Genomic DNA, 25,681 nt, shown 5'->3' with positions numbered 1-25,681 from the left:
CCGGAACAGGACCACCGCCGCGGCCGCCCTTAGAACAGGCTGCCCTGCCCCGCTGCGCCAGGTGGCCGGAACGCGCCGAGATCGAGCGCAATGCGCTCGCGGTTGAAGCCGATGCGGTTCGCCGCCTTTTCGAAGCGCTGGCGGATCAGGTCGGCCCAGAGGCCGGAGCCCTTCATGCGGGTGGCAAAGTCGGCGTCGTAGTCCTTGCCGCCGCGCATCTCGTGGATGCGCGCCATGATGCGGTCCGCGCGCTGCGGGTAGTGCAGTTCGAGCCATTGCTTGAAGAGCGGTGCCACTTCCCAGGGCAGCCGGATCACCGTGTAGAAGGCGTTGCGCGCACCGGCGTCCCAGGCGGCTTCGAGCACCTGTTCCATGTCTTCGTTGACGAAGGGAATCTGCGGCGCCACGCTCACGCCCACCGGCACGCCCGCCTCGGCCAGCGTGCGGATGGTGCGCAGCCGCCGGTGCGGCGCGGCAGCGCGCGGCTCCAGCTTGCGGGCCAGCTCGCCGTCGAGCGTGGTCACGGTGATGTACACCGCGGCCAGGTGCTCGGCGGCCATGGGCGCGATGAGGTCGAGGTCGCGCTCCACCGCGCTCGATTTCGTGACCAGCGCAAACGGATGGTGCGTTTCCTTCAGCAGCTCGATCACCGAGCGGGTGAGCCGCAGTTCGCGTTCGATGGGCTGGTAGCAGTCGGTGGCGGTGCCGATCGCGATGTGGCTGGGCCGGTAGCTCCTGCGGCCGAGTTCGGCACGCAGCACCTCGACGATGTTGCGCTTGGCGATGAGTTTGGTTTCGAAGTCGAGCCCCGGCGAGAGATTGAGGTAGCTGTGCGTGGGCCGCGCAAAGCAGTAGATGCAGCCGTGCTCGCAGCCGCGGTACGGGTTGAGCGAGCGGTCGAAGGAAATATCGGGCGAGTCGTTTTGATTGAGCACCGATTTCACGTCCTCGAAGCGCACTTCGGTGGCGAGCGGCAGCAGTTCCTCGGCTTCGGCCGCACCTTCTTCGAGCGTGCCCCAGCCGTCGTCGAAGGCATTGCGCTCGTCGCGCGAAAAGCGGTGCGCCAGGCGCGTGGCCGCGCCGCGGCCCTTGATGGCGTGGATGGGGATCCGGGCGGCGGGCATGGCAGGTCCTTCTCTCGAATACTGTATGTTTACACAGTATTCCAAAGCTTTTCCGGGATCAAGCTGATTTTGAATTTCTCTCTTGACAGAAATTTATAAAATCCTAGACTCCAACGCATGGAACTCACCGACATCCAACGCAAGTTCGTTCTCCACTGGGGAGAAATGGGCTCCATGTGGGGCGTCAACCGCACGGTCTCGCAGATCCATGCGCTGCTGTTCGCGCGCGGCAGGCCCATGCATGCGGAAGAGCTCTCCGACACGCTGGGCGTGGCCCGCTCCAACGTGAGCAACAGCCTGAAGGAACTGCAGGCGTGGAACTTGGTGCGCGTGACGCACATCCTGGGCGACCGGCGCGACTATTTCGAAACCAGCGTCGACGTCTGGGAGCTGTTCCGCACCGTGGTGCGCGAGCGCAAGGAGCGCGAATTCGACCCGACCATCCGCGTGCTGCGCGAGATCGTCTCGAGCCCCGACTTCCAGAAGGAGCCCGCCGATGCGCAGGACCGCATCCGCTCCACCATGGACCTGATGAGCAAGCTCGCCACCTGGGCCGACGAAATGCTGCGGCTCTCGCCCGGCACGCTCGACAAGGTGCTGACGCTCGGGGCCAGCGTGCAGAAGTTCGTTCGCGGCGATGCGGCGCCGGCGGCAACTACCGCGGCCTCCGGCAAGGACGACGATTCCGATGCCCACCATGCCAGCCTGCCGATGATCTGAGCCGCTCTTTTTTTGCTTCTTAGTTTCTGTTTTGACAGAAACAACGAAAACAAACCTTATGCCCGCCGTTGCCACCTATCCGCTGACCGTCTATTTCGATGCCACCTGTGCCTTGTGCACGGCAGAAATGAACGCAATGAAGGCGCGCGACACCACGGCCCGCCTGAACCTCGTGGACTGCTCGCCCGCCGGCTTCGGCGCCGGCCCGGCCCCACGCGCAGCGCTGATGGCCGCCATCCACGCGGTCGACGCAGCGGGGCAGGTGTTCGTGGGCGTTCCCGCCATTCGCGCCTGCCGCGATGCCGTCGGGCTGCCGAGCGGCAGCTTCCTGCTCGACCTGCCGCTGCTCGCGCCGCTGGCCGACCGCGCCTATGCGGTGCTTGCGCGCAACCGCTACCGGCTGCCGCGCTGGCTGGTGGCCCTGCTCGCGGGCGAGGCCGCGCGCTCATCCCGCACCTGCGCCGGCGGCAATTGCCGGATCTGAAAAAAAGAAAAGGAGCTCTCGTGACCAACGTCTTCCAGCCCGATTTCCCTCCCTCCGGCGCCCGGACCGCGCCTCGAACCTCCGCGGCGCCCGAAGCCTCCATCACCAAGGCCGACACGCAGGACTATTTCACCGAGGTGGCCGACGACTACCGCGCATGGAGCCCCAGCTACAACATGCACTTCGGCTTCTGGCGGCTCGGGCTGAATCCGCTGCGCCGTGAAAGCATGCTGGTGGAAATGAACCGCGCCGTCGGCCGCGCGCTGAAGCTCGACGAGCCCCGGCCGGTGCAGGAAAGCACGCAGCGCCGCTGCGTGGTCGACCTTGGCTGCGGCGCCGGCGCCACCGCGCGCACGCTGGTGGGCGACGATCCGTCGCTGTTTGCCGTCACGGTCACCAACGTGGCCGTGCAGAACAGCATCGCCGTGCGGCTCGATGCCGGCGCGGGCGTGGCCGACCGCGTGGCGCACATCGAAGCCGACTACACCCGCACCGGCCTGCCCGCCGCGCAGGCCGATGGTGCCTGGGCCGTGGAAAGCGCCTGCTACGCGAGCGGCACGGCCAAGGCCGATTTCGTGCGCGAGGCGGCCCGCCTGCTGAAGCCCGGCGCGCGGCTCGCCGTGATCGACGGCTTCCTGCTGCGCGAGAAGCCCGGCCGCAGCGCCGGCTGGCTGCACCGCCTGTGGGCCGACAGCTGGGCCGTGCCCACGCTGGCCGTGCGGGACGATTTCGTTGCCGCGCTGCGCGACCACGGCTTCGAAGACATCGAGGTGCAGTCGCTGCGCTGGCGCGTGGCGCCCAGCGCGCTGCACATCCCGGTGCTTGCCACGCGCTTCGCGCTGGCCGAACTCTGGAAGGCGCGCGGGCGGCTCAGCCCCTGGCGCCGCAAGCACATCGTGGCCAGCTACTGCGCGCTGGTGCTGGGCCTTTTCTGGCGCGATTTCGACTACTGCATGGTGACGGCCAGGCGCAGCGAGGAGAAGCAATTTTCATGAGCACCGAACCCGGCCAAACCACGCCCCCCGAGCCCCCGCCCACCGACGCGCAGGTGCGCGACATGCCCAGGCACCCTATTCCCTTCGCGTGGTTCTGGCCACTGCTCGTCGGCGCGGCCGCCGCGCTGGTGCTGCGCATTGCCTTCAGCGGCCTGCCGGGCCAGCGCTTCTCGGCCATGCTGGGTTCGTTCATCTACCTTGCCCCCGCCGTGTGCGGCGCGGTCACGGTCTACATGGCCGAGCGCATCGAGCGGCGCAGCTGGGGCTACTACATCTGGGCACCGTGGGTCTCGACCGCGCTGTTCGTCGTGGGCACGCTGCTGGTCTTCATCGAAGGGATAGTCTGCGCGGTGGTGATCGTTCCCCTCTTCGGCGTCATGGGCAGCCTCGGCGGGCTTGCGATGGGCATTGTCTGCCGCATCACGAACTGGCCCAGGCCGGCGCTCTACAGCTTCGCCCTGCTGCCGCTGTTGTTCGGCGCCATCGAGCCACAATGGCCCAACCCCGAACAGATCTCGAGCACTTCGCGCACCCTCTTCATTGCCGCACCCGCCGAGCGCGTGTGGCATGAGCTCAACGATGCGCAGGACATCCGCCCGAACGAAGTCGGCGATGCCTGGGCCTACCGCATCGGCGTGCCGATGCCGGTGGCGGGCGTGACCCAGGACACGCCCGAGGGCCGCGTGCGCAAGGTGCAATGGCAAAAGGACGTGCACTTCGACGAAATCATCACCGAGTGGCAGCCGCTGCAGCGCGTGAAGTGGCGCTACCGCTTCTCGCCCGACTCCTTTCCCGCCGGCGCGCTGGACGACCATGTGGTGATCGGCGGCCACTATTTCGACCTGCGCGATTCGGCCTACACGCTCACGCCGCGCGAAGGCGGCACGGAGCTTCGCATCGATGTTTCCTGGCGCGTGAGCACGCGCTTCAACTGGTATGCCGACCGCGTGGCGCAGTTCCTGCTGGGCGACTTCTCCGAGCACATCCTGCGCTTCTACAAGGCGCGCAGCGAAACCGCTGCGGCGGCCGCGGCCTGAACAGTCCACAATGAGCGGACCATGCCGCGCCGCCCCGAAAACCTCTATCCGCAATACCACGCCCACGTCTACTTCGGCCCCGCCACGGTGGCGCAGGCCAGGCAGCTGTGCGAAGAGGCGGGCCGCGAACTGATGGTGGTGGTCGGCCGGGTGCACGAGCGGCTGGTGGGCCCCCACACGCACTGGAGCTGCCAGCTGGCCTTCGACGCGGCCGAGTTCGACCAGGTGATCGAATGGCTCGAGACGCACCGCAACGGCCTCGACATCTTCGTGCACGGCGTCACGGGCGACGACTTCGCCGACCACACGGCGCATGCCATGTGGCTCGGCGAGGAAAGCCCGCTCGACTTGCGGATGTTCCGGCGCTAACTCGACTGCTCCGCGGCGCTGCCGTGCACCTTGAAGAATTTCGCGCCTTCCACCTTCTGGCCGATCGCGCGTTCGTAGGCCGCGCGCACATGCTCGGGCTGTCCGGCCTGGCCGAAGAAATCCTTCAGGTAGGGACCGAGCAGCGGATGGGCGGCAAGCTGCGCGCGCAGCAGGCCGTGGAGCATCTCGTCGCGGCAGGCCGAAGGCAGCCGCAGGTCGCGGTTCATCGCGGCATCGCGGATCAGGCCCTTGGGCTCGTGCGCCGGATCGGCCTGCATCGCCTCGATCTCCTCGAAGAAGCGGCGGCGCATCATCACAATGCCCTTGTCGCTCTGGCCGAGCTTTTCGCGGGTGCGGTCGGTGACCGTGCCCTGCCCCACCCAGACGACGAAGTCCTGGTTGGCCACGTGGCTCGTGATCCAGCGGCCGGTGGCCGGGTCCTTGATCGGGCCGTACCAGGACGGGATGCGCTCCTGCACGTAGGGCTCCTGCTCGGTCGGCACGCGGCTCAGGACCCACAGCACGCTCAGGGTGTTGTGGTCGTCGATGGGCACGCGCCATTCGAAGTGATGGCCGAGAAAAAATCCGTTGGGCCACAGCGTGACGCGGCCCGCCGTCCACATGACGTTGTCCTCGCTCTCGCCGCCGCGCAACCGCCTGTAGACGAAGCCGTGCTCGAACTCCTCGAACGCGAGCTTCAGATGGGTGGGCACATAGGGGCCCTCGTCGCCCTGCAGGCGGGTGGTCCAGTTGTTGTGCGTCCACTCGAAATGCACGGGGTCGATGGAGTTTTCCTGGCACTGGAACCAGTTGCACGGTATCTCGGCGAACACGGCCTGCGCGAAACCGTTCCTGAAATTGAACAGCTCCCAGTCGGGCAGCAGCGGTGCGGGCTGCGGCCCCATGTAGGCCCAGAGCAGCCCGGCCTTCTCCTGCACGGGGTAGGCCTTGATCTTCGTGTTCCTGCGCATGCGCGCGCCCGGGTCCATCGTTTCCTCGAAGGGCTGGTGCACGCACTGGCCGCTCTGGTCGTACTGCCAGCCGTGATAGCTGCAACGCAGGCCGCACTGCTCGACGAAGCCGTAGGACATGTCGGCATTGCGGTGCGGGCAGCGGCGGTCCACCAAGCCGTAGTTGCCGCCCAGGTCCTTGTAGAGCACCAGGTCCTCGCCCAGGATGCGCAGCGGCTTGACGGCCTGGTCGTCGAACTCGCTCGCTCCGGCAATCGGATGCCAGTAGCGGCGCAGGTAGTCGCCCATCGGCTTGCCGGGACCGACCTCGGTCAGCAGGCGGTTCTTCTCTTCGCTCAGCATGTGCTTGTCTCCTTGTTCCGGTTCATTCGGCGCGAATGCCGAATTCCTTCACCAGCCTGCCGAAGCGCTGGTCGTCGTCCGCGATCTGCTGCGCCAGCACCGACGGCGCGCCGCCGACGGGTTCGATGCCGAGCGCGGCCATGCGGGCCTGCACGTCGGGCATCCTCAGCACTTCGTTGAATTGGCGGTTCAGCGCCTGCACCAGCTCCGCCGGCATGCCCCTGGGGCCGAGCAGGCCCATCCAGGCGCTGACGTCCACGTCCTTGTAGCCAAGCTCGACCAGGGTGGGCACGCCGGGCATCAGCTTCGTGCGCTGGCGTTCGGCCACGGCCAGCGGGACCAGCTTGCCGCTGGCGATGTGGCCCGCCACCGCGCCTGGCGTGATCCAGCCCACGCCCACGTGGCCGCCGAGCGCGTCGTTCACCACCGGCGCCACGCCGCGATACGGCGCATGGGCAATCTGCGTTCCGGCGTCCTTGTTGAAGAGTTCGCCCGCGATGTGCATCGGCGAGCCCGCGCCCGGCGTGCCGTAGCTCAGCGCCTTGCCGGCCCTGGCGTCGGCCACCAGCTGCGCCACGTTCTTGATGCCGGTCGATGGGGCGGTCACCAGCAGCAGCGGTATGTTCCCGGTCTTCACGATGGGCGTGAAATCCTTGACCACGTCGTGCGCCACGCCGGGGCCGGCCTTCAGCACGTGCTGCGCGATCGCAAAGGTACTGGGAGTGAACAGCAGCGTGTAGCCATCCGGCGCGGCCCTGGCAACCCAGGCGTTGCCGATCATGCCGCTGGCGCCGGGCCGGTTGTCGACGAGCACAGGCTGCCCGAGGCGCAGCGAGAGCTTCTCGGCATAGATGCGCGCGACCGCATCGGTGTCGCCGCCCGCGGGATAGGAAACGACGACGGTGATCGGCCTGGCCGGCCAGGCCTGCGCCATGGCGCTGCCGGCGGCCAGCAGCGCAAGGCTCGATGCGGCAATGGCGGCAGCGGTACGGACCGCTTTGCGACGGGTGAACTTCATGCTCGGTTTCCTTTTCAGTGGGACGACGGGTGGGGTCGATGCACTGTAGGAACGCGCTGCCGAAGCCAGAAGATATAGTTTCACCAGGTGAACTTTTTTCTGGAGCCCTGCATGGCAGACACCGCCGGAGTCCGAGGCGTGAAATCGATCGATGCGCTGCGCCGCGGGCTCGACGTGATGCTGGCCATCCAGCGCTCGTCGGCCGCCACGCTGTCGGAGCTGCATCGCCAGACCGGCCTCTCGAAGGCCACGCTGCTGCGCATCCTGAAGACACTGCAACAGGCCGGATGGGCCGAGCGCAGCGAGCTCGACAAGCGCTACGTGCCGGCCCCGGCCAGCGGCGAATCAGGGCCCGCGGTGCAATGGCGCGCTCGCCTGTCAGCGCTCGCAGCGCAGCCCCGCGCCACGCTGCAGCGCCTGGTGCCGTGGCCCACCGACCTGGGCGTGCGCGACGGCGCGGCCATGCTCATCCTGGACACCGACCGGCCGCGCAACGGCCTGGCTGTGAACTACCGCGTACTGGGCTTCAGGCCGCCCATGCTGCTGTCGTCGCTCGGCCGCTGCTATCTGTCGTTCTGTCCCGAGGACGAGCGGCGCGAGATTCTCGCGGCGCTGGCCCGTTCGCCGAACGACACCGACCGCGCCGCGCGCCGCCCCGAGAACATCCGGCGCATGGTGGCCCATGCCAGAGACCAGGGCTACGTGGTGCGCGACCCGACGTCGACCAGCATGGATTCGCCCGACCGCTTCGGCGCGCTCTCGGTGCCGGTGCGCCTGGACGAACGCGTGGTGGGCTGCCTGAGCTGCGCGTGGCTGCCGGCCGTGAAGACCGAGCGCGAGATCGTCTCGGCGCACCTGGCCGACCTGCAACAGGCGGCGCAGGGCATCGAGCGCAAGCTGCGGCAGGTGGGCTTCGGGCCACCCCCGGCCTGAAGAACCGGCGCAGAAAATCGGCCTAGAACTCGGCGTCGAGCTCGTCGATTTCCTCGGGCTCCTCCTTCGCGGCGGCCACCCACTCCTGCATGGCGGGCAGGTCCATCACGCGCTTGCAGTAGGCGGCGCAGACGCTGTCGAGCGGCACGTCGTAGCTCAGGAAGCGCGTGACCACCGGCGCATACATCGCATCGGCCATGCCCGGCTGCTTGCCGAACAGGAAAGGACCGCCGTAGGTCTTCAGGCACTCGCGCCAGATGGCGACGATGCGGTCGATGTCGGCCTGCGCGCGCGACCAGATCTTGAAGCCGCGGAACCGGGCCTTGATGTTCATCGGCAGTGCGCCGCGCATCGAAGCGAAGCCCGAGTGCATCTCGCCGCAGATGGCGCGACAATGCGCGCGGGCCTGGATGTCGGCCGGCAGCAGCCCGCTCTTGGGCTTGATCTCGTTCAGGTATTCGCCGATGGCCAGCGTGTCCCACACCTTGACGCTGCCGTGCTGCAGCGAGGGCACCAGCATCGACGAAGAGAGCAGCAGCATCTCGGCCTTCATGGCCGGGTCGTCGGGCGGAATGATCTTCTCGCTGAAGTCGAGCCCTGCCAGCCTGCACATCAGCCAGCCCCGCAGCGCCCAGGCGCCGTAGTTCTTGCTGCTGATCGTGAGAACGGGTTTGGCCATCGTGGATCTCCTTGACGGGCTGCCTGCTGCCGGTTGGCTCCATGGGGCGTGCAAGGCCTGTGCCACCGCTTGGCCCGCAACTTGCCTGTACTACTTTCATGTTGTACCGGGCCTACCAGAACCAAGCCGATCTGCTTTCGCCCTCCCGGCTCGCAGCCCAGTACCTTGCCCGGGCCCTCTGGAAGGACGGCACCGAACGCACCATGTTGCGGCGCATGGCCGCGCAGTTCGAAGTGTTTTCGCGCATGCGGCTGACCCATTCGCGCCCCGACTACGGCATTGCCAGCGTGCCGGTCGATGGCGCGGAAACCGCGGTGCACGAAGAGAAAACGCTGGTCTCGCCCTTCGGCACGCTGCTGCATTTCCGCAAGGACACGCAGGCCGTGCACCCGCCCGTGCTGCTGGTCGCACCACTGTCGGGCCATTTCGCGACGCTGCTGCGCGAAACCGTGCGCACCCTGCTGCGCGACCACGACGTGTACCTGACCGACTGGCACAACGCGCGCGACGTGCCGCTGTGGCACGGCGGCTTTGGCCTGGACGACTACACGCTGCAGCTCATGCGCTTTCTTGAGGCCGTGGGCCCGGGCGTGCACATGGTCGCGGTCTGCCAGCCCTGCGTGGCCGCGCTGGCCGCCACCGCGCTGATGGCCGAGGACGACAACCCCGCCACGCCACGCAGCCTCACGCTGATGGCCGGCCCGGTCGATTGCCGGGTCAACCCGACCGGCGTGAATGCGCTTGCCACCAGCAAGCCGATCGAGTGGTTCCGCCGCAACCTCATCAGCCACGTGCCCTGGCCGCATGCCGGCATGATGCGGCGCGTGTACCCGGGATTCCTGCAGCTCTCGGCCTTCATGAGCATGAACCCCGAGCGCCACAGGAAGCAGTTCCAGGACATGCTCCGCCACCTGGTCGAGGGCGAGGTCGAGAAGGCGCGCACCATCGGCAGCTTCTACGACGAGTACCTGGCGGTGAACGACCTGCCGGCCGAGTTCTACCTGGAGACCGTGGAACGCGTGTTCCAGACCTACGACCTGCCGCGCGGCGTACTCACCGTGGGCGAGCGCACGGTGAACCCGGCGGCCATCCGCCGCACCGCGCTGCTCACGGTGGAAGGCGAGCGCGACGACATCTGCTCGGTCGGCCAGACGGTGGCGGCGCAAGACCTCTGCACCGGCATCCGACCGTACCTCAAGGTGCATCACCTGCAGGCCGGTGTGGGCCACTATGGCGTTTTCAGCGGCAGCAAGTGGAACGCGCAGATCTATCCGCGCGTGCGCGAGACCATCCACGCCGCGGCCGAGCTGCACTGAGCCTTCGGGGCGAATGCCCGCCTTCAGCGCCGGCTGCGCTTCCCTTTCGTCGCCACGCGCCGCACTGTCGCTTCGCCTGCCTGCGGCAGCCGCTCGCGCAGGAACGCGATCAGTTCCTGCGCCGCCACGTTGCGGATCGGCCCCGGCAGGTAGGCCAGCACCACGCGGCGCTCGACGCGCGGCTTCGAGAGCGGCAGCACCACCAGTTCGGGGTCGCGCAGCGACGAGGTGTAGAGCCGCGGCATCAAGCCCAGCGCCTGGCCGCTGCGCACAAGCGCATAGAGCGTTTCGGAATAGCTCACGCGGTAGGGCTCGGGGCCTTGCTCGAACTGCGCGCGCGCCGGGTTGCCGAGCGCCGGCATGCTGCCGCTCTCGAACAGCACCAGCCGCTCGCGGCCGATGGCCTCCCAGCTCGCGTCCGCGGCCGTGGCCAGCGCATGGTCGCGGCGCACCACCAGCACCAGCGGGTCGCGGAACAGGTCGACGCAGGCCAGCCCGCCCGGCGGCTCGGTGATGGCGGCCACCGCCATGTCGAGCTGCCCGCTGCGCAGTTCGGCCAGCAAGGTGGTCGAAGGCGCATCGCGCCAGGCGATCTCGACCTCGCGCTGCCCGGCTTGCAGAAACTCGCTGGCCGCGGCCGTCACGCGCGCGCTGGCCGAGGGGATCACGCCCACGCGCACGAAGGCCCGCCCGCGCTGCACCGTGCTTTCGATGTCTCGCAGCGCTACCTCGAAGGTGTTGACCAGGAAATCGGTGCGCGCCAGCACCTCCGCGCCCACCGGGGTGAGTTCGAGGCGGTGGGTGGAACGGGTCAGCAGTTCGGCGCCGAGCAGTTTCTCCATCTGCTTGATCGCGTTGCTCAGCGCCGGCTGGGTGATGGCCAGCCGGCGCGCCGCGCGGCCGAAATGCCCTTCTTCCACCAGCACCGAGAAGAACTGGAGCTGGCGCAGGGTGAGCGCCCGGAGCGGCAAGGAGGCCATGGCGTTCCTGTTATCGATTCAATGAATCAAATTATAGAAATTCAAAATTTTGTTTATGAGCTGACCTTCCCTAGACTGGCCGGCATGACCAGCCCCGCCTCGCCGCCGCTCACGCTGGAATCCATGCTGCATGCGATTCCCAAGGTGGAGCTGCACTGCCACCTGTTCGGCACGGTGCGCCATGAGACTTTCAAGCAGCTCAACCACCGCGCCGGCTCGCCGCTCGCGGCCGAGGAGATCGAAGGCTTCTACACGCGCGGAGAAAAGCCGGTCGGCGTGCTGCGCGTGCTGCGCGCGCTCGACGCGCAGCTGGTGCGCAGCCCCGGCGACCTCTACCAGCTGACGCGCGAATACCTCGAGGACGCGGCGGCCCACAACGTGCGCTACGCCGAATTCTTCTGGAACCCGACCGGCACGGTGCACGGCTCCGGCATTGCCTACCCGATGGCGCAGGGCGCGATCGTGCGCGCGATCCATGACGCGCAGCAGGAGTTCGGCATCACCGGCCGGCTCATCGCCGCCATCGACCGCGAGGCCAGCCCCGAGGCCGCCGTGGAAATGGTGGCGTGGGTCAGGGCGCACCGCTGCGACGAGGTGATCGGCATCGGCATCGACTACCGCGAAGTCGACCGGCCGCCCGAACTCTTCGCCCAGGCCTACGCCGACGCGCGGCGCGCCGGACTCAAGGCCACCGCGCATGCGGGCGAGTTCGGCATGCCGTGGACCAACGTGCGCACCGCGCTCGAGGTGCTGCAGGTGGACCGCATCGACCACGGCTACACGGTGGTCGACCAGCCCGACTTCGCGCGCCAGTGCGCCGAGCGCGGCGTCATCTTCACCGTGGTGCCCACCAACTCCTACTACCTGCGCACGCTGCCGCCGGAACGCTGGGCGCTCGACCATCCCATCCGCCGCATGCCCGGCCTGGGCCTGCGCATCCATCCCAACACCGACGACCCGACGCTGCACAAGGTCACGCCCACCGAGGCCTGGCTGATGATGGCGCGCGACTTCGGCTTCGGGCTGGACGAGCTGCGCGGCTTCATGCACAACGGGCTCGACGGCGCATGGATCGACGACACCCAGCGCCGCGCCTGGCGCACGCAATGGAGCCGCGAGTTCGACACGCTGCGCGCCGGCCTTGCGCAAGCGCCGCAGCATCCCGCCCACCCGCAATGAACCACGCCATGAACAACCCTCGCCGCCTTCTTCTTGCCGCCACCCTCTGCTCGGTGCTGCCCGCCGCGGCGCTCGCACAGGGCGCATGGCCCGCCGCCAGGCCCGTCACGCTGATCGTTCCCTACACCGCGGGCGGCAGCGTGGACGTCAACGCGCGCCTCGTCGCCACGCGGCTGGGCGAGCGGCTGAAGCAGTCGGTGGTGATCGAGAACGTGAGCGGTGCCGGGGGCGCCATCGGCGTGGCCAAGGCCGTCAACGCAGCACCCGACGGCTACACGCTGGTGGTCGGGCCCGACAGCGCGATCGCCATCGGGCGGCTGGTCAACCCCTCGGCGTTCAAGTTCGATCCGCTCAAGGAGCTGGCGCCGGTTGGCATGCTCAACACCGCGCCGATGGTGCTGGTGGCGCGGCCCGGCCTCGAGGCCCGGACCTATGCCGACTTCGTGAAGCTCGCCAAGGCCAAGCCCGGCGCCTACAACTACGCCACCTCGGGCGTGGGCACGGTGTTGCAGCTGGCGATGGAGCTGCTCAAGCAGAAGAGCGGCATCTTCGTGACCCATGTGCCCTACCGCGGCGGCGCCCAGATTGCCACCGACGTGATCGGCAACCAGGTCGACCTGGCGATGCTGGTCAGCACCAGCGCCATTCCGCACGTGAACGGCGGCCGCCTGAAGGCGCTCGGCATCACCGGCAGCCAGCGCCTCGCCGCGCTGCCCGAGGTGCCCACCTTCAACGAGATGCCCGGGCTCAAGGGCTACGACATGGTGAGCTGGACCGGCATCTTCGCCCCCGCCCGGACTCCGCCCGCCATCGTGGCGCGCCTCAACCAGGAATTGAACGCCGTGCTGGCCGAGGAGCAGGTGCGTGCCAAGCTCAATGAGCAGGGCGCCCTGCCCGGCAGCGGCACGCCGGAGCAGTTCGGCCAGTTCGTCCAGGCCGAATACGCCCGCAATCAGAAGATCGTGCAGTCGGCCAACATCAAGGAATAAGCCAGCCGGCCAGAGCCGGCGCGTGGCTGGTTACTGCTCTTCGGGCCAGTCGCGGATATAAGCCTTGAGCATCTTGTTCTCGAAGTTCTGGCTGTCCACCACCGCCTTGGCCACGTCGTAGAAACTGATCACGCCCATCAGCATGCGTTTGTCCATCACGGGCATGTAGCGCGCGTGGCGCTCCAGCATGATGCGGCGGATTTCGTCGAGGTCGGTTTCGAGCGTGCAGGTCACGGGCGCGTCGTCCATGGCCTTGCGCACCAGCGTGCCGCCCACCTGGCCGCCGTTGTCGACGATGGCCAGGATCACTTCCCTGAAGGTGAGCATGCCGACCAGGTCGCCGTGTTCCATGACCACCAGGGAGCCGATGTCCTTTTCCGCCATGGTGTTGACGGCTTCGGCCAGCAGGTCGTCGGGCGTGATGGTGAAGAGCGTGTTGCCCTTGACGCGAAGGATGTCGCTGACTTTCATCGTGTGCTCCTCTCGGAAATCGTTCTCGGCGGCGGTGCCGATTTGAATATAGCCCACAATCGGCGCCGACTCCCACGCCCATGTTGCGCGCGCATGATTAGCAGACGTAACGGGGCATTGCGAACGAACCCAGAAAGGCTCCCATGCCCGGCTATTCCGACCCCGGCTTCGACACCCTGGCGCTGCATGCCGGCGCCGCGCCCGACCCCGCCACCGGCGCGCGGGCGGTGCCGATCCACCTCACCACCTCCTTCGTCTTCGAGTCGAGCGACCATGCGGCGGCGCTCTTCAACCTGGAGCGCGCGGGCCATGTCTATTCGCGCATCAGCAACCCGACCAACGCGGTGCTCGAGCAGCGCGTCTCGGCGCTCGAAGGCGGCATCGGCGCCATTGCCACCGCCAGCGGGCAGGCTGCGCTGCACCTTTCGGTGGCCACGCTCATGGGCGCCGGCTCCCACATTGTGGCGAGCACCGCGCTCTACGGCGGCTCGCAGAACCTGCTGCACTACACGATGCGGCGCTTCGGCATCGAGACCACCTTCGTGAAGCCCGGCGACCTGGACGGCTGGCGCGCCGCGATCCGGCCCGAAACCAAGCTCTTGTTCGGCGAAACCGTGGGCAACCCCGGCCTGGACGTGCTCGACATTCCCGCGGTGAGCGACATCGCGCACGAAGCCGGCGTGCCGCTGCTGGTCGATTCCACGCTCACCTCGCCCTATCTCATCAAGCCCTTCGACTGGGGTGCCGACCTGGTCTACCACTCGGCCACCAAATTCCTCTCGGGCCATGGCACGGTGATTGGCGGGGTGGTGGTCGACGGCGGCAGCTTCGACTGGGAGAAGTCGGGCAAGTTCGCCGAGCTCACCCAGGCCTATGACGGCTTTCACAACATGGTCTTCAGCGAGGAAAGCACCGTCGGTGCATTCCTGCTGCGCGCCCGCCGCGAAGGCCTGCGCGACTTCGGCGCCTCGATGAGCCCGCACACGGCGTGGCTGATCCTGCAAGGAATCGAGACGCTGCCGCTGCGCATGGAGCGGCACATCGACAACACGCAGAAGGTGGTCGAGTTCCTCGCGAGCCATCCGTTCGTGTCGCGCGTGGGGCATCCGCTGATCGAATCGCACCCGAGCCACGTGCTCGCGCAGAAGCTGCTGCGCCATGGCGCGCGCGGCGCAGGCGCGGTGTTCAGCTTCGACATCAAGGGCAGCCGCGCGCAGGGCAAGGCCTTCATCGAGGCGCTCAAGCTCTTCAGCCACCTGGCCAATGTGGGCGACTGCCGCAGCCTGGTGATCCATCCCGCGAGCACCACGCACTTTCGCATGACCGACGAGGCGCTGGCGGGCGCGGGCATCTCGCAGGGCACGATCCGCCTGTCCATCGGCCTGGAAGACCCCGCCGACCTGATCGACGACCTGAAGCGCGCCCTGAAGGCCGCGGAAAAGGCGGGTGCCTGACATGAACTACACCGTCAACGGCCACACCACATATTGCTACACCGGCGGCAAGCCCTTCGATGCGGTAAAGCCCACGGTCGTCTTCATCCATGGCGTGCTCAACGACCACAGCGTGTGGATCCTGCAGAGCCGCTGGTTCGCCAACCACGGCTGGAACGTGCTCGCGGTCGACCTGCCCGGCCACTGCAGGAGCGAAGGCCCGCCGCCGGCCAGCGTGGAAGAGGCGGCGCAGTTCGTGATCGCGCTGCTCGATGCGGCCGGCGTGCAGAAGGCCGCGCTCGTGGGCCACAGCTTCGGCTCGCTGATCGCGCTCGAGACCGCTTCGCGTGCACCCGAACGGGTGACCCATCTGGCGCTGGTGGGCACTGCCTACCCGATGGCCGTGTCGCCCGCGCTGCTCGACGGCGCGCTCAACGACCCGCAGCGCGCCATCGCGATGGTCAACACCTTCTCGCACTCGCTGCTCGCGCCCCCGCCCTCCTCGCTCGGCCCCGGCACCTGGCTCTACGGCAGCTCGCGTGCGCTGATGCGGCGCGTGTTCGCGAGCAACCGCGACGCCAACGTGTTCCACATCGGCTTCAAGGCCTGCAACGACTACGCGAACGGCGAGAAAGCGATCGAAGCCGTGCAATGCCCCGTGCTGTTCCTGCTCGGCGATGCCGACCAGATGACGCCGCCGCGCGCGACCAGGGCGTTGGTGGGCAAGGCCCGCAACGCCAAGGTGGTGACGGTGCACGCCGGCCACGCACTGATGAGCGAGGCGCCCGACGAAGTGCTGTTCGCGCTGCGCGACTTCCTCGGCGCGCCCGCCTGAAGAGCCGCTTTTATTCCGCCGCGATGCCTGCGCGGTGCGCCAGCGCGCGGTAGCGGGAAATCTCGCCTTCCATCTGGGTTCGAAACGGCGCTGCGCCGATGGCGACGGGCTCCATGCCCTGCGCGCGCAGCTGCGCCTGCAGGGCCGCGCTGCCCATCGTGGCCGCGACCACGCGCGCCAGCTTGTCGAGCACCGGGGCCGGCGTGCGCGCCGGCGCGGCAAAGCCATACCAGGCGTCGAACGTGGCGTCAGGCAGCCCCTGCTCGGCCAGCGTGCGCACCTCGGGCAGCATGCTCGAGCGCGCCGCGCCCACGATGCCTAAGGCGCGCAGCTTGCCCGAGCGCACATGCGGCGCGACGGCCGCCACGGTGTCGATGCCGACCTCGATCTCGCCGCCGATCACCGCCATCGACCCCTGGCTGCTGCCCTTGTACGGAATGTCCTGCAGCTGGATGCCCGCGGCCAGCGCGAGCAGCTCGCCCGCGAGGTGCGGGCCCGAGCCGGAACCGAAGGTGGCGTAGCGGATGCTCTTCGGCTTGGCCTTGGCGGCGGCGATGAGCTCGGGCAGCGAGCGCCATGGCGTGCCGGCACCCACCACCAGCACCAGCGGCGTGCGCGCAACGATGGCAATGGGCGCCAGGTCGCGCACCGGGTCGTAGGGCAGTCTGGCGCGCAGCGCGGGGTTCACGCTGTAGCTGGTGGAACCCGAGAGCAGCAGCGTGTAGCCGTCGGGCGCAGCCTTGGCGACCGCGTCGGTACCGATGATGGTGGCGGCGCCTGGCTTGTTGTCGATGACCACGGGCTGGCCGAGCCGCTCCGACAGGCCCTGCCCCATCGCACGCGCGACGATGTCGGTGCCGCCGCCCGGCGGAAAGGGCACGACCAGCTTCACGGGCCTGTCGGGCCAGTTGGCCTGCGCGAACGCGGGCGCGTGGAAGGCGATGAGCGCCGAAGCGCAGACCAGCAGGCCGCCAAGGCGATGGAAGAGAGCAGTTTTCATGGGTTCGTCCAGGAAGAGAAATCAGGCCGCCGCGGCGTGCGGTGTTTTACCGGCGGCCCACGGTGCGAGCCCCGGCTCGCCCAGATCCCAGTAGAGGCCGGCCATGATCTGCAGGCCTTCGCGCGCCAGTGGCGCCAGCAGGTGCTCGTTGGGCGCGTGCTGCGCGCAGGCCGGGTACGAATGCGGCACCCACAGCGTGGGCAGCCCGAGCAGATCGGCAAAGACGTCGTTGGGCAGCGAGCCCGCGAGGTTGGGCAGCAGGTCGACGCGCTGGCCGCTGCTCTCTTCGATGGAGTGCCGGGCCCAGTCGACCCAGGGGTTCTCCACGTCGAGCCGCGTTGCCGCGCCTTCCAGCGTGACCTGCACTTCCACCTGGCCGAAGCCATGCGCATCGAGGTGGGCGCGCACGATGCTCGCCAGTTCGCGCCACGGCGTTCCGACCACGAAGCGCAGCTGGCAATGCGCCACCGCCTCGGACGGAATCGCATTGACGGGCCGCTGCGGCGAACCGGCGCCGAGCGCGAGCACCTCGATGGTGTTCCACGCCACCAGCCGCTCGGCCGGGCTCAGGCCGGGCTCGCCCCAGCCTTCGTCGAGCGCGGGGTCGTCGGCGCCGCCGCCGATGGCGATGTCGGCCAGCGCCTTGCGCACGCCCTGCGGAATTCCAGGCGGCCGCAAGGCCTCGACCAGGATGCGCCCTCGCGCATCCACCAGCGAGGCCACCGCGTGGCTGATCACCGCGCCCGGATTGACGAGCACGCCGCCCCAGTTGCCCGAATGGTAGCCCCGCGCCCGGGCGCGCAGCCGCAGGCTGAAGTTGACGGCGCCGCGCGAGCCCAGGAACAGCGTGGGCCGCTCGGCACTCACGCGCGGCCCGTCGCTGGCGATGAACAGGTCGGCGCGCAGACGGTCGCGCTGCTGCTCGCACACTGCGTGCAGGCCCGGCGACGCGGCCTCTTCGCCGGTCTCGATGAGCCAGGTGATGTTGTAGCCCAGGCACCCGCCCCGCGCGCGCAGCGCGGCGGCCAGCCCGCCGAGCGCGATGCTGTGCTGGCCCTTGTTGTCGGCCGTGCCGCGCCCGTACCAGCGGTCGCCGCGCACGGTGAGCACCCAGGGGCCGAGGCCTTCGTCCCACTGTGCGTCCTGCCCGCTCACCACATCGCCGTGGCCGTAGCTCAGCACGGTGGGCAGGGCAGGGTCTTCGATGCGGCGCGCGATCAGGAAGGGCCCGCCGCCGGCCACGGGGTTCTCGACGATTTCGCACGCGAAGCCCAGCGCGGCCAGCGGCGGCACCAGCTCGTCGCGCAGGTAGGCACCGAGCGCGGGCGTGGCGGCGCCGGTGTCGCTCTCGGTGCGAAAGGCGATGCGCCGCTGCAGGTCGGCAAAGAAGCCGCCATCGTCGAAATAGGCGGCGGCAGCGGCAAGGCTGTCGGTACGTTGCATGGAGGGATTTCCTGTTGGCGTGGGATGCAGCAAGTACAAGGCCTGAAGGGCGATGCTTCCAGCACCGATTTCGCAAGCTACCATTGCCTTCAAGGCAACGCTTCAATCGCCATGACACCACCGCTCCTCAGCATTCCGATGCGCCATTTCCTGGAGGTGGCGCGCAGCGGCTCGGTCAGCCAGGCCGCGGCGCGGCTGTTCGTGGCCTCGTCGGCGGTCAGCCGGCAGATCGCCAAGCTCGAGGACAGCCTGGGCACGCCCTTGTTCGAGCGCCACGCCAGGGGCATGGCGCTCACCGCGGCCGGCGAGCGGCTCGCGGCGCACCTGCGCAATGCGCAGCTCGACATCGAGCAGGTCATCGAGCAGGTGCGCGACCTCGGCGGCCGCAGCGCGCACTGCATCCGCATGGCTTGCACCGAAGGCTTTGCCGCGCACTTCATGCCGCAGCTCATGCGCAGCTTCGAGTCGGCGCATCCGGGCACGCAGCTCGAACTCCATGTGGGCTCGCCCGATGGCGTGAGCGCGCTGCTCGCGCGCGGCGAGGCGGACATCGCACTCAAGTACGTGGTGGCGCCGGAGCCCGGCCTGAAGATCGAGCACTCGGCCAATGCGCCGGTGTTCGCGGTGCTGCGCCCCGACCATCCGCTGGCGCGGCAGCGCGTGGTGTCGGTGGCGGACGCGGTGCGCTACCCGCTGGCCGTGGGCGACAAGGGCGTGACCGCGCGGCAGCTGTTCGACCAGGCGTGCAGCCTGCAGGGCCTGCAGTACCGCGCGATCTTCGTCAGCAATTTCTCGTCGGTGCTGCTGCCGCTGCTGCGCACACCGGACGTGATGCTGTCGGGGCACCTCACGGTCACGCACCTGATCGATGCGGGCACGGTGGTGGCGCGCCCGTTCGCCGAGGCGCCGCTGCAGCAGCGGCAGCTTCAGGTGCTGGCGCTCGAAGGCCGCACGCTCACGCCGCTGGCGCAGGAATTCGTGCGGCACCTGGTGCATGCCATTGCCAGCGCAGGCCGGCGCAAGCTGGGGCGTGCGCGTTCGAGCGTCTGAGCCTCAGCGGCCCAGCGCGTTGATGTCGGCCGGATCGAGCAGCACCTTCGGCGCGCCGTGCCGCGCCACGGCCAGCATGGCGCGGCCCACCTTCTCGGTGGTCGTCACCTTGTCGGGCCAGAGCCGGTAGGCCAGCCCGAGCACAGGCTTGAGCACCATGATCGCGGCCTGGTAGAGCGGCGTCTTCGAACGCACGCCATGCAGCGGCTGGATCATGCCGGGGCGGAACATGTAGGCGGCCTTGAACGGCAGCTTGAGCAAGGCGTTTTCGGTCGCGCCCTTCACGCGCGCCCACATGCTGCTGCCGCGCTCGCTGCTGTCGGTGCCCGCACCCGTCACGTAGGTGAAGGTCATGCCCGGGTTGAGCCGCGCGAGCACGGTGGCGGCAGCCATCGTGAGGTCGTAGGTGATGCGCTTGTAGTCGGCCTCCTTCATGCCGACCGACGACACGCCGAGGCAGAAGAAGCAGGCATCGAAGCCCTGCAGCTGCGGCTCGAAGCCGCTGTAGTCGAACATGTCCGGAATGACCAGGTCCTGCAGCTTCGGGTGCTGCTGCCCGGTGGCCCTGCGGCCGACCGCGAGCACGCGCGCCACGTCGGGCGCAAGCAGGCATTCGCGCAGCACGCCCTGCCCCACCATGCCGGTGGCGCCAAAGATCAGGATGTTCATGGGATGCGGCGCGGTCAGACCGCGAAGTCGGCGGGACGCTTCTCGAGCACCGCCAGCAGCAGGTCGACGTCGAGGCTGGAAGGCTGCGGCGCCTGCAGCGCGCCGAGCATGCGCGAGAGCGTCTCCGCATGCGGCAGCAGCGGGCCCAGGAAGCGGGTGCCGTCGGCACCGGCGATCAGCAGCGTCGGAAAGGTCTCGACGTCGAAGGCATCGGCAATCTCGGCGTGGTCCTCGATGTCAACCCAGGCAAAGCGGAACTGCGGATGCGCCCGCGCCACCTGCTCGAGCAGCGGCCGGTAGTCGCGGCAGGTGCCGCACCATTCGGCGCACAGGCACACGACCCACGGCGCATCGCTGGCGGGCTCGGCGGAAACGGGGGCGGCGGGAAGAGCGCTCAAGGCTGATGCGGCGAAGGTGTGAATACGAAGCCGCAGTGGTGCGGCCGGGAGGTCGTGGCTATTATGGACAAAGCGCCTCCGGCGTTCAGGAGACCCGCACGATGAACACCACGACTGCCCCGGAATCTGCTGTCGATCCGCGACGTTTCAAGAGTTTCGCGGAGTTCTACCCCTTCTACCTGAGCGAGCACGCCAACCGCACCTGCCGGCGCCTGCACTTCGCGGGCTCGACGATCTCGCTGCTGTGCCTGGTGGCGCTGGTCGTCACGCTCAACCCGCTCTGGCTGCTGGCCGGGCTGGTTGCGGGCTACGGCTTTGCCTGGGTCGGGCATTTCGGCTTCGAGAAGAACAAGCCGGCCTCATTCAAGCGCCCGCTCTACAGCTTCATGGGCGACTGGGCGATGTACCGCGACATCTGGCTGGGCAAGGTCAAGATCTGAGGGGCCACTATCAAATCAGGAGCACGTCGCCCAGGCGCAGCGAGTGCAGCGGGCCTTTGCGCCAGAGGTCTTCGAGCGGTTCGGCGCGCGGCATCAGCAACTCCCTGAGCAGCGGCTCGATCGGCGTGGACGGATCGGCCAGCAGCACGTAGCGCGGGTCTTCATGGGCGGTTTCCTCGGCGAGCGGCGCGATCCAGTCCAGCGCCACCAGCGTTTCGAGCACCGGCACCACCTGCAGCGCATCGACCCGCATGCGCGTGACGAGTTCGGTGGCGCCCATGCCCTTGGCCGGCGTGGCGCCCGCCCGCGCCAGGTGCTGCAGCACCTCCATGGCCAGCTGCAGCGGCCATCCGGCCCGCCCGCCGCGGCGCGCAACGCCGGTCAACAGGCTCGGCAGGTAGGCCGCGATGACCGCGCCCAGCAGCACGATGACCCAGGCCACGTAGATCCACACCAGCAGGATCGGCACGGTGGCAAAGGCGCCGTAGAGCACCGAATAGGTCGGCACCAGGCTCAGGTAGTAGCCCAGCACGCGCTTGGCAATCTCGATGGCGGCCGCCACGAAGATGCCGCCGGCCCAGGCATGCGACCAGCGCACGTTGGTGTTCGGCACGTAGTGGTAGAGCGAGGCCATGCCGGCCGCGAGCAGCACGAATTCGAAGGTATCGAAGAACAGCTTGAGGATGCTTCCGCCCACCACGTCGCGCGATGCCGCGAACACGTACGAGGTGGTCGAGAGGCTCACCGCCAGGATCAGCGGCCCGAGCGTGATGGCGGCCCAGTAGATCAGCACGCGCTGCGCAAAGGGCCGGGGCGATCGCACGCGCCAGATATTGTTGAGCGTCTTGTCGATGGTGAGGATCAGCGCAATGGCGGTGATCAGCAGCACCACCAGGCCCGCGATGCCGAGCCCGCCGGCCTTGCTCGAGAACTGGTTCAGGTAGCCCAGCACCTGGCGCGCGATGTTGTCGGGAATCAGGCTCTCGATAAGCCAGCGCTGCAGCCGCCCCTGCAGCTTGGCGAACATCGGGAACACGGTGAAAAGCGCGAGCGCCACCGTGAAGAACGGCACCATCGCAATGGTGGTGGTGAAGGTGAGGCTGCTGGCCGTGAGGCCCAGCCGGTCTTCGCGGAAACGCTCGCCCAGCACCGCCGCGGTGTTGCCCCACGGAAAGCGCGAAAGATCCCTCCAGAGCTGACGACGATTCATGGCCGGTATCATAAGAACCCGATCCCTCCCCCCGTCTTTGCGCACTTCGTGCCGCAGGTTCCGCGGTGTTCCGCCCATGACAACCATCACGCCGCAAACCTCTTCTTCCGTCAGCGCCACCCGCTGGCTCGCCGTGGGCAGCCTCGCCGGTCTGATCGTGCTGGGCCTGGCCTGGGAGCTGTGGCTCGCGCCGCTGCGGCCCGGCGGCTCGCTGCTGGCGCTCAAGGTGCTGCCGCTGGTCATTCCGCTCGCGGGGCTCTACAAGAACCGCATGTACACCTACCGCTGGGTCAGCCTGATGATCTGGCTCTATTTCACCGAGGGCGTGGTGCGCGCCTGGAGCGACACCAACGGCGTGGGCCAGGTGCTCGCGCTCATCGAGGTGCTGCTGTGCCTCGCGCTCTTCACCGCCTGCGCATTGCACGTCAGGCTGCGCCTGCGCAACGCCAAGGCGGCCCGCCAACTGGAGACTTCCAACCCATGACGACTTCCTCTTCCGTTCCCCTGATCGATCAGCTGCGTGCCATCGTCGGTGCGCAGCACGTGCTGAACGAGGGCGACCTTAGCGCCTACGAACAGGACTGGCGCAAGCGCGCGCGCGGCAAGTCGCTGGCCGTGGTGCGGCCGGCCAATGCGCAGCAGGTGGCCGAGGTGGTCAAGGCCTGCGCCGCGGCCGGCACGGCCATCGTGCCGCAGGGCGGCAACACCGGCCTCGCCGTGGGCTCCATTCCCGACGACAGCGGCACGCAGGTGGTGCTGAGCCTGCAGCGGCTGAACGCCATCCGCACCATCGACGCCGCCAACCTCACGATGACGGTGGAGGCCGGCTGCATCCTGCAGACGCTGCAGGAAGCGGCCGAGAAGCAGGGCTTCCTGTTCCCGCTGAGCCTTGCGGCCGAGGGCAGCTGCACCATCGGCGGCAACCTGGCGACCAATGCCGGCGGCACGCAGGTGGTGCGCTATGGCAACACGCGCGAGCTGTGCCTGGGCCTCGAGGTGGTCACGCCGCAGGGCGAGATCTGGGAAGGCACCAGCGGGCTGCGCAAGGACAACACCGGCTACGACCTGCGCGACCTGATGATCGGCAGCGAAGGCACGCTGGGCATCATCACCGCGGCCACCATGAAGCTCTACCCGCTGCCCGCCGCGCAGCTCACGGCCTGGGCCGCGGTGCCTTCGCTCGACCATGCGGTGACGCTGCTGGGCCTGGCGCACAGGCAGCTGGGCTCGGGCCTCACGGGCTTCGAGGTGATGGGCCGGTTTGCATTGAGCCTGGTCGACAAGCACATGCCGCAGTTGCGCGTGCCGTTCATCGGCGATGAGGCCGTGCCGTACTGCGTGCTGCTCGAGAACTCCGACAGCGAATCCGAAGACCACGCGCGTTCGCGCTTCGAGGCACTGCTCGAAACGGCTTTCGAAGACGGCTGCGTGACCGATGCGGTGGTGGCCGAGAACCTCGCGCAGGCGCACCAGCTCTGGCACATCCGCGAGAGCATTCCGCTCGCGCAGGCCGAGGAAGGCCTGAACATCAAGCACGACATCTCGATTCCGGTGTCGCGCATTCCGGCCTTCGTGGAAGAAACCGACGCCCTGCTGGCGCGCGAGATCGCCGGCGTGCGGCTGGTGAACTTCGGCCACCTGGGCGACGGCAACCTGCACTACAACGTGCAGGCGCCCGAGAACATCGACACCAAGGCTTTCCTGAAGAACGAGGAAGAGCGCATCAACACGCTGGTGTACGACGCGGTCGAGAAGTTCGGCGGCTCGTTCTCGGCCGAGCATGGCGTGGGCTCGCTCAAGGTCGACAAGCTCGAGAAGCACAAGTCGCCGGTGGCGCTGGAGATGATGCGTGCGATCAAGCGCGGGCTCGATCCGAAGAACATCCTCAACCCGGGGCGGGTGATCCGCGTCTAGGCGAAGTCTTCGCCGCGCAGCTCGATGGGCTGCCCGTGCGGCGTGCGGTCGGCCGCGTGGTCCCAGGCGTGGCGGTAGCGCGCGAGTTCGTCGCCCGAGCTCACGCCCTTGCGCGCGACCAGGCCTTCGAGCGCGGCGAGCCAGTGGCGGTAATAAGTGTTGCCGGTGTCGGGGTCGCCCGCGGCCTGCGCGGCGGCGATCTGCGCGGCGAGCGCCTCGGCCCACTCGGCCCAGGTGAAGAGGCCGCGCTCATGCAGTGCCAGCGTCATTGCGAAGGCCTGGGCTTCCCAGGGTGCGTTGAACACCGGCCCGTCGGCATCGCGCGGCATGCCGGGCGCCAGCGCGGGCGGTGGCATGCCGCCGCTGTTCATGCGGCAGGCTCCAGGTAGCTTTCCCAGGCGTCGACCGACACCGCGAGGTTCTGGCGCGGCGCGTCCTCGCCCCAGAGCTCGGCCTCGTCGAAGACCACGGTGTAGAGCCACTGCGGCTGCTCGCCCCGGCCCTGCGCATTCGAATCGGCGAACACATGCGCGCCATGCACATGTTCGATCACGCCGCGCTTGCCCTGCACGTAGCCCGGCAGCCGCGTGTGGTGGTCGACCTTGCCGCGGTGCATGCGTACGCGCTGGCCGACGGCGAAGCGCGCCGGGCCGGCCTCGGGGCGCCGGGTGGGCGAGCCCTTGGCCAGCACGGCCGGAACGCCGGCGGCCTGCAGCACGCGGGCGACCGGTGCAGCGGGATGGCGCATTTCGCCCGATGCGAGTTCGTCCGCAAAGACCTGGCCGCGCTGCAGCATCAGCTGCTCCAGCGCGCCGAGCCATATCTGGTAGTAGCTCAGGTTTGCGTAGTCCGGCAGCGTCTCGCGCACGGCGCGGCTCGCATCGATGTTCCAGGAGCCGGTCGCGCCCATGGCGAGCGTGAGCGCCAGCGCGCGCGGCTCCCACGCGGCATGGAACAGCTCGCCTTCGGGCTCGGGCGTGACCGCGCCGAAACCGGGCTGGCCGCCGAGGTCGGCATGCGTGAGATAGCTCATGCGGCGCTCCCCGGCGTTGCGGGTGCTTCCACCCGCCGCGTGCCGATCATCGAATCGCGCGTGACCAGCGCGGCAAGCTCTTCTTCGCTCAGGCCTTCGGTGCCTTCCGGGCGCTGCGGTATGACGAGGTAGCGCACCTCGGCGGTCGAATCCCAGACGCGGATGCGCGTCGACTCGGGCAGCACCGTGCCGAAATCGGCCAGCACGCCGCGCGGATCCTTCACGGCCCGCGAGCGGTACGGCGCGCTCTTGTACCAGGTGGGCGGCAGGCCGAGCACCGGCCAGGGATAGCAGCTGCACAGCGTGCACACCACCATGTGGTGCTGCTCGGCGGTGTTTTCCACCGCCACCATGTGCTCGCCCTGCCGGCCTGTGTAGCCCAGCGAGGCAATGGCCGCGGTGGCATCCTGCAGCAGCCAGTCGTGGAACTCTCGATCGACCCAGGCCCTGGCCACAACGCGCGCGCCGTTGCGCGGGCCGATGCGGGTCTGGTAGGTATCGATCAGCACGTCGAGCGCGGCCGGATCGATGTAGCCCTTCTGGGTGAGCACGCTTTCGAGCGCCCGCACGCGCAGGTCCATCTCGTCGAGTTCGCTGTGTTGGTGGGCGTGGTCATGGCCGGTCATCGGCCAATGCTAGCGCCGCCCCG

At 68.5% G+C, this 25,681-nt stretch carries 29 protein-coding genes; 15 read left to right on the top strand and 14 right to left on the bottom strand.

Going from position 1 to position 25,681, the window contains the following annotated elements; genetic code table 11:
- Positions 1 to 29: 29 nt before the first annotated feature.
- Positions 30 to 1,124 carry a PA0069 family radical SAM protein gene (locus tag IB278_RS20725; RefSeq protein ID WP_145741906.1) on the bottom strand — a complete coding sequence of 365 codons (1,095 nt, stop codon included), beginning with the start codon at positions 1,122 to 1,124 and terminating at the stop codon, positions 30 to 32.
- A gap of 117 nt (positions 1,125 to 1,241) precedes the next feature.
- On the opposite strand from IB278_RS20725, the gene IB278_RS20720 reads away from it, so the two are divergent.
- The 5 genes from IB278_RS20720 to IB278_RS20700 are packed head-to-tail and all read left to right on the top strand — an operon-like array spanning position 1,242 to position 4,729.
- The gene (locus IB278_RS20720; protein WP_192325151.1) at positions 1,242 to 1,844 is read left to right on the top strand and encodes a GbsR/MarR family transcriptional regulator; all 603 of its coding nucleotides are present in this window, start codon (positions 1,242 to 1,244) and stop codon (positions 1,842 to 1,844) included.
- A gap of 58 nt (positions 1,845 to 1,902) precedes the next feature.
- Entirely contained in the window at positions 1,903 to 2,328 is a 426-nt protein-coding gene (locus IB278_RS20715; RefSeq protein WP_192325149.1) for a thiol-disulfide oxidoreductase DCC family protein, read from the top strand.
- Between the two features lie 20 nt (positions 2,329 to 2,348).
- Positions 2,349 to 3,323, top strand: a complete 975-nt coding sequence (locus tag IB278_RS20710) for an SAM-dependent methyltransferase (RefSeq protein ID WP_192325147.1) — start codon at positions 2,349 to 2,351, stop codon at positions 3,321 to 3,323.
- Positions 3,320 to 4,360 (top strand): SRPBCC family protein, encoded by a 1,041-nt coding sequence (locus IB278_RS20705; protein WP_192325145.1) that lies wholly within the window; start codon positions 3,320 to 3,322, stop codon positions 4,358 to 4,360. Before IB278_RS20710 ends, IB278_RS20705 begins: the two co-directional genes overlap by 4 nt.
- Positions 4,361 to 4,381: 21 nt before the next feature.
- A complete protein-coding gene (locus IB278_RS20700; RefSeq protein ID WP_025569454.1) occupies positions 4,382 to 4,729 on the top strand; it encodes a DOPA 4,5-dioxygenase family protein in 348 nt (115 codons plus the stop codon).
- Here the strand turns inward: IB278_RS20700 and IB278_RS20695 are convergent.
- Both IB278_RS20695 and IB278_RS20690 read right to left on the bottom strand, forming a co-directional pair.
- A complete protein-coding gene (locus IB278_RS20695) occupies positions 4,726 to 6,042 on the bottom strand; it encodes an aromatic ring-hydroxylating dioxygenase subunit alpha (protein WP_192325143.1) in 1,317 nt (438 codons plus the stop codon). The two genes, IB278_RS20700 and IB278_RS20695, sit on opposite strands and share 4 nt — an antisense overlap.
- Positions 6,043 to 6,064: 22 nt before the next feature.
- Positions 6,065 to 7,060, bottom strand: coding sequence for a tripartite tricarboxylate transporter substrate binding protein (locus tag IB278_RS20690; RefSeq protein ID WP_192325141.1), 996 nt, complete (start codon positions 7,058 to 7,060; stop codon positions 6,065 to 6,067).
- A 111-nt stretch (positions 7,061 to 7,171) separates the two neighbouring features.
- Here IB278_RS20690 and IB278_RS20685 point away from each other — a divergent pair, with 111 nt between their 5' ends.
- Positions 7,172 to 7,993 (top strand): helix-turn-helix domain-containing protein, encoded by an 822-nt coding sequence (locus IB278_RS20685; RefSeq protein ID WP_145741894.1) that lies wholly within the window; start codon positions 7,172 to 7,174, stop codon positions 7,991 to 7,993.
- A 22-nt stretch (positions 7,994 to 8,015) separates the two neighbouring features.
- Here IB278_RS20685 and IB278_RS20680 read toward each other — a convergent pair whose 3' ends face one another.
- A complete protein-coding gene (locus IB278_RS20680; RefSeq protein ID WP_145741892.1) occupies positions 8,016 to 8,672 on the bottom strand; it encodes a glutathione S-transferase in 657 nt (218 codons plus the stop codon).
- Positions 8,673 to 8,770: 98 nt separating this feature from the next.
- On the opposite strand from IB278_RS20680, the gene IB278_RS20675 reads away from it, so the two are divergent.
- On the top strand, positions 8,771 to 9,988 hold the full coding sequence (locus tag IB278_RS20675; RefSeq protein ID WP_192325139.1) for a polyhydroxyalkanoate depolymerase: 1,218 nt from the start codon (positions 8,771 to 8,773) through the stop codon (positions 9,986 to 9,988).
- 23 nt (positions 9,989 to 10,011) lie between these two features.
- Here the strand turns inward: IB278_RS20675 and IB278_RS20670 are convergent, their stop codons facing one another.
- Complete coding sequence (locus IB278_RS20670; protein ID WP_145741888.1) at positions 10,012 to 10,968, bottom strand: LysR family transcriptional regulator; 957 nt, start codon at positions 10,966 to 10,968, stop codon at positions 10,012 to 10,014.
- Positions 10,969 to 11,052: 84 nt separating this feature from the next.
- Here IB278_RS20670 and add point away from each other — a divergent pair, with 84 nt between their 5' ends.
- Entirely contained in the window at positions 11,053 to 12,147 is a 1,095-nt protein-coding gene (gene add / locus IB278_RS20665; protein ID WP_192325137.1) for an adenosine deaminase, read from the top strand.
- Between the two features lie 8 nt (positions 12,148 to 12,155).
- Complete coding sequence (locus tag IB278_RS20660; RefSeq protein ID WP_192325135.1) at positions 12,156 to 13,136, top strand: Bug family tripartite tricarboxylate transporter substrate binding protein; 981 nt, start codon at positions 12,156 to 12,158, stop codon at positions 13,134 to 13,136.
- Positions 13,137 to 13,166: 30 nt separating this feature from the next.
- Here IB278_RS20660 and IB278_RS20655 read toward each other — a convergent pair whose 3' ends face one another.
- Entirely contained in the window at positions 13,167 to 13,607 is a 441-nt protein-coding gene (locus IB278_RS20655) for a CBS domain-containing protein (protein ID WP_055799807.1), read from the bottom strand.
- A 143-nt stretch (positions 13,608 to 13,750) separates the two neighbouring features.
- On the opposite strand from IB278_RS20655, the gene IB278_RS20650 reads away from it, so the two are divergent.
- The gene (locus IB278_RS20650; protein WP_192325133.1) at positions 13,751 to 15,061 is read left to right on the top strand and encodes an O-acetylhomoserine aminocarboxypropyltransferase; all 1,311 of its coding nucleotides are present in this window, start codon (positions 13,751 to 13,753) and stop codon (positions 15,059 to 15,061) included.
- Between the two features lies 1 nt (position 15,062).
- Entirely contained in the window at positions 15,063 to 15,875 is an 813-nt protein-coding gene (locus tag IB278_RS20645; RefSeq protein ID WP_192325131.1) for an alpha/beta fold hydrolase, read from the top strand.
- 10 nt (positions 15,876 to 15,885) lie between these two features.
- Here the strand turns inward: IB278_RS20645 and IB278_RS20640 are convergent, their stop codons facing one another.
- Positions 15,886 to 16,875, bottom strand: a complete 990-nt coding sequence (locus tag IB278_RS20640; RefSeq protein WP_192325129.1) for a Bug family tripartite tricarboxylate transporter substrate binding protein — start codon at positions 16,873 to 16,875, stop codon at positions 15,886 to 15,888.
- 21 nt (positions 16,876 to 16,896) lie between these two features.
- A complete protein-coding gene (locus IB278_RS20635; RefSeq protein ID WP_192325127.1) occupies positions 16,897 to 18,318 on the bottom strand; it encodes a M20 family metallopeptidase in 1,422 nt (473 codons plus the stop codon).
- 111 nt (positions 18,319 to 18,429) lie between these two features.
- Between IB278_RS20635 and IB278_RS20630 the strand changes: the two genes are divergently transcribed.
- Positions 18,430 to 19,368: a LysR family transcriptional regulator gene (locus IB278_RS20630; RefSeq protein WP_192325125.1), complete on the top strand. Its 939-nt coding sequence runs from the start codon at positions 18,430 to 18,432 to the stop codon at positions 19,366 to 19,368.
- 3 nt (positions 19,369 to 19,371) lie between these two features.
- Here the strand turns inward: IB278_RS20630 and IB278_RS20625 are convergent, their stop codons facing one another.
- Positions 19,372 to 20,037: an epimerase gene (locus IB278_RS20625; RefSeq protein ID WP_192325123.1), complete on the bottom strand. Its 666-nt coding sequence runs from the start codon at positions 20,035 to 20,037 to the stop codon at positions 19,372 to 19,374.
- 14 nt (positions 20,038 to 20,051) lie between these two features.
- On the bottom strand, positions 20,052 to 20,435 hold the full coding sequence (locus IB278_RS20620) for a thioredoxin family protein (protein WP_192325121.1): 384 nt from the start codon (positions 20,433 to 20,435) through the stop codon (positions 20,052 to 20,054).
- A 101-nt stretch (positions 20,436 to 20,536) separates the two neighbouring features.
- On the opposite strand from IB278_RS20620, the gene IB278_RS20615 reads away from it, so the two are divergent.
- On the top strand, positions 20,537 to 20,875 hold the full coding sequence (locus tag IB278_RS20615) for an Mpo1-like protein (protein ID WP_125964428.1): 339 nt from the start codon (positions 20,537 to 20,539) through the stop codon (positions 20,873 to 20,875).
- 10 nt (positions 20,876 to 20,885) lie between these two features.
- Here IB278_RS20615 and IB278_RS20610 read toward each other — a convergent pair whose 3' ends face one another.
- Positions 20,886 to 22,097 (bottom strand): YihY family inner membrane protein, encoded by a 1,212-nt coding sequence (locus IB278_RS20610; protein ID WP_192325119.1) that lies wholly within the window; start codon positions 22,095 to 22,097, stop codon positions 20,886 to 20,888.
- Positions 22,098 to 22,161: 64 nt separating this feature from the next.
- On the opposite strand from IB278_RS20610, the gene IB278_RS20605 reads away from it, so the two are divergent.
- Together IB278_RS20605 and IB278_RS20600 are read left to right on the top strand one after the other, a co-directional pair.
- Complete coding sequence (locus IB278_RS20605; protein ID WP_192325117.1) at positions 22,162 to 22,569, top strand: DUF2069 domain-containing protein; 408 nt, start codon at positions 22,162 to 22,164, stop codon at positions 22,567 to 22,569.
- On the top strand, positions 22,566 to 23,999 hold the full coding sequence (locus IB278_RS20600) for an FAD-binding oxidoreductase (RefSeq protein ID WP_192325115.1): 1,434 nt from the start codon (positions 22,566 to 22,568) through the stop codon (positions 23,997 to 23,999). The genes IB278_RS20605 and IB278_RS20600 overlap by 4 nt, the downstream gene beginning before the upstream one ends.
- Here the strand turns inward: IB278_RS20600 and IB278_RS20595 are convergent.
- Genes IB278_RS20595 through nthA form a run of 3 tightly spaced genes read right to left on the bottom strand, consistent with a single transcriptional unit; the run spans position 23,996 to position 25,658 of the window.
- A complete protein-coding gene (locus IB278_RS20595; RefSeq protein WP_145741863.1) occupies positions 23,996 to 24,370 on the bottom strand; it encodes a nitrile hydratase accessory protein in 375 nt (124 codons plus the stop codon). The genes IB278_RS20600 and IB278_RS20595 overlap by 4 nt on opposite strands.
- On the bottom strand, positions 24,367 to 25,032 hold the full coding sequence (gene nthB, locus IB278_RS20590; protein ID WP_192325113.1) for a nitrile hydratase subunit beta: 666 nt from the start codon (positions 25,030 to 25,032) through the stop codon (positions 24,367 to 24,369). Before nthB ends, IB278_RS20595 begins: the two co-directional genes overlap by 4 nt.
- Positions 25,029 to 25,658 (bottom strand): nitrile hydratase subunit alpha, encoded by a 630-nt coding sequence (gene nthA, locus IB278_RS20585; RefSeq protein WP_192325111.1) that lies wholly within the window; start codon positions 25,656 to 25,658, stop codon positions 25,029 to 25,031. Before nthA ends, nthB begins: the two co-directional genes overlap by 4 nt.
- Positions 25,659 to 25,681 lie beyond the last annotated feature (23 nt).

Source organism: Variovorax sp. VRV01 (genome assembly GCF_014852545.1).
GTDB classification, from domain to species: domain Bacteria; phylum Pseudomonadota; class Gammaproteobacteria; order Burkholderiales; family Burkholderiaceae_C; genus Variovorax; species Variovorax beijingensis_A.
This window is presented reverse-complemented; position numbering and strand designations above follow the sequence as displayed.

Coding starts and splice junctions, on each gene's coding strand:
- add (WP_192325137.1), top strand. CDS start 11,053: ATGACCAGCCCCGCCTCGCCGCCGCTCACGCTGGAATCCATGCTGCAT.
- IB278_RS20670 (WP_145741888.1), bottom strand. CDS start 10,968: ATGGCCTCCTTGCCGCTCCGGGCGCTCACCCTGCGCCAGCTCCAGTTC.
- IB278_RS20615 (WP_125964428.1), top strand. CDS start 20,537: ATGAACACCACGACTGCCCCGGAATCTGCTGTCGATCCGCGACGTTTC.
- IB278_RS20700 (WP_025569454.1), top strand. CDS start 4,382: ATGCCGCGCCGCCCCGAAAACCTCTATCCGCAATACCACGCCCACGTC.
- IB278_RS20630 (WP_192325125.1), top strand. CDS start 18,430: ATGACACCACCGCTCCTCAGCATTCCGATGCGCCATTTCCTGGAGGTG.
- IB278_RS20685 (WP_145741894.1), top strand. CDS start 7,172: ATGGCAGACACCGCCGGAGTCCGAGGCGTGAAATCGATCGATGCGCTG.
- IB278_RS20675 (WP_192325139.1), top strand. CDS start 8,771: ATGTTGTACCGGGCCTACCAGAACCAAGCCGATCTGCTTTCGCCCTCC.
- IB278_RS20605 (WP_192325117.1), top strand. CDS start 22,162: ATGACAACCATCACGCCGCAAACCTCTTCTTCCGTCAGCGCCACCCGC.
- IB278_RS20650 (WP_192325133.1), top strand. CDS start 13,751: ATGCCCGGCTATTCCGACCCCGGCTTCGACACCCTGGCGCTGCATGCC.
- IB278_RS20680 (WP_145741892.1), bottom strand. CDS start 8,672: ATGGCCAAACCCGTTCTCACGATCAGCAGCAAGAACTACGGCGCCTGG.
- IB278_RS20655 (WP_055799807.1), bottom strand. CDS start 13,607: ATGAAAGTCAGCGACATCCTTCGCGTCAAGGGCAACACGCTCTTCACC.
- IB278_RS20725 (WP_145741906.1), bottom strand. CDS start 1,124: ATGCCCGCCGCCCGGATCCCCATCCACGCCATCAAGGGCCGCGGCGCG.
- IB278_RS20625 (WP_192325123.1), bottom strand. CDS start 20,037: ATGAACATCCTGATCTTTGGCGCCACCGGCATGGTGGGGCAGGGCGTG.
- IB278_RS20705 (WP_192325145.1), top strand. CDS start 3,320: ATGAGCACCGAACCCGGCCAAACCACGCCCCCCGAGCCCCCGCCCACC.
- IB278_RS20720 (WP_192325151.1), top strand. CDS start 1,242: ATGGAACTCACCGACATCCAACGCAAGTTCGTTCTCCACTGGGGAGAA.
- IB278_RS20660 (WP_192325135.1), top strand. CDS start 12,156: ATGAACAACCCTCGCCGCCTTCTTCTTGCCGCCACCCTCTGCTCGGTG.
- IB278_RS20610 (WP_192325119.1), bottom strand. CDS start 22,097: ATGATACCGGCCATGAATCGTCGTCAGCTCTGGAGGGATCTTTCGCGC.
- IB278_RS20635 (WP_192325127.1), bottom strand. CDS start 18,318: ATGCAACGTACCGACAGCCTTGCCGCTGCCGCCGCCTATTTCGACGAT.
- IB278_RS20715 (WP_192325149.1), top strand. CDS start 1,903: ATGCCCGCCGTTGCCACCTATCCGCTGACCGTCTATTTCGATGCCACC.
- IB278_RS20640 (WP_192325129.1), bottom strand. CDS start 16,875: ATGAAAACTGCTCTCTTCCATCGCCTTGGCGGCCTGCTGGTCTGCGCT.
- nthB (WP_192325113.1), bottom strand. CDS start 25,032: ATGAGCTATCTCACGCATGCCGACCTCGGCGGCCAGCCCGGTTTCGGC.
- IB278_RS20695 (WP_192325143.1), bottom strand. CDS start 6,042: ATGCTGAGCGAAGAGAAGAACCGCCTGCTGACCGAGGTCGGTCCCGGC.
- IB278_RS20645 (WP_192325131.1), top strand. CDS start 15,063: ATGAACTACACCGTCAACGGCCACACCACATATTGCTACACCGGCGGC.
- IB278_RS20600 (WP_192325115.1), top strand. CDS start 22,566: ATGACGACTTCCTCTTCCGTTCCCCTGATCGATCAGCTGCGTGCCATC.
- IB278_RS20690 (WP_192325141.1), bottom strand. CDS start 7,060: ATGAAGTTCACCCGTCGCAAAGCGGTCCGTACCGCTGCCGCCATTGCC.
- nthA (WP_192325111.1), bottom strand. CDS start 25,658: ATGACCGGCCATGACCACGCCCACCAACACAGCGAACTCGACGAGATG.
- IB278_RS20595 (WP_145741863.1), bottom strand. CDS start 24,370: ATGAACAGCGGCGGCATGCCACCGCCCGCGCTGGCGCCCGGCATGCCG.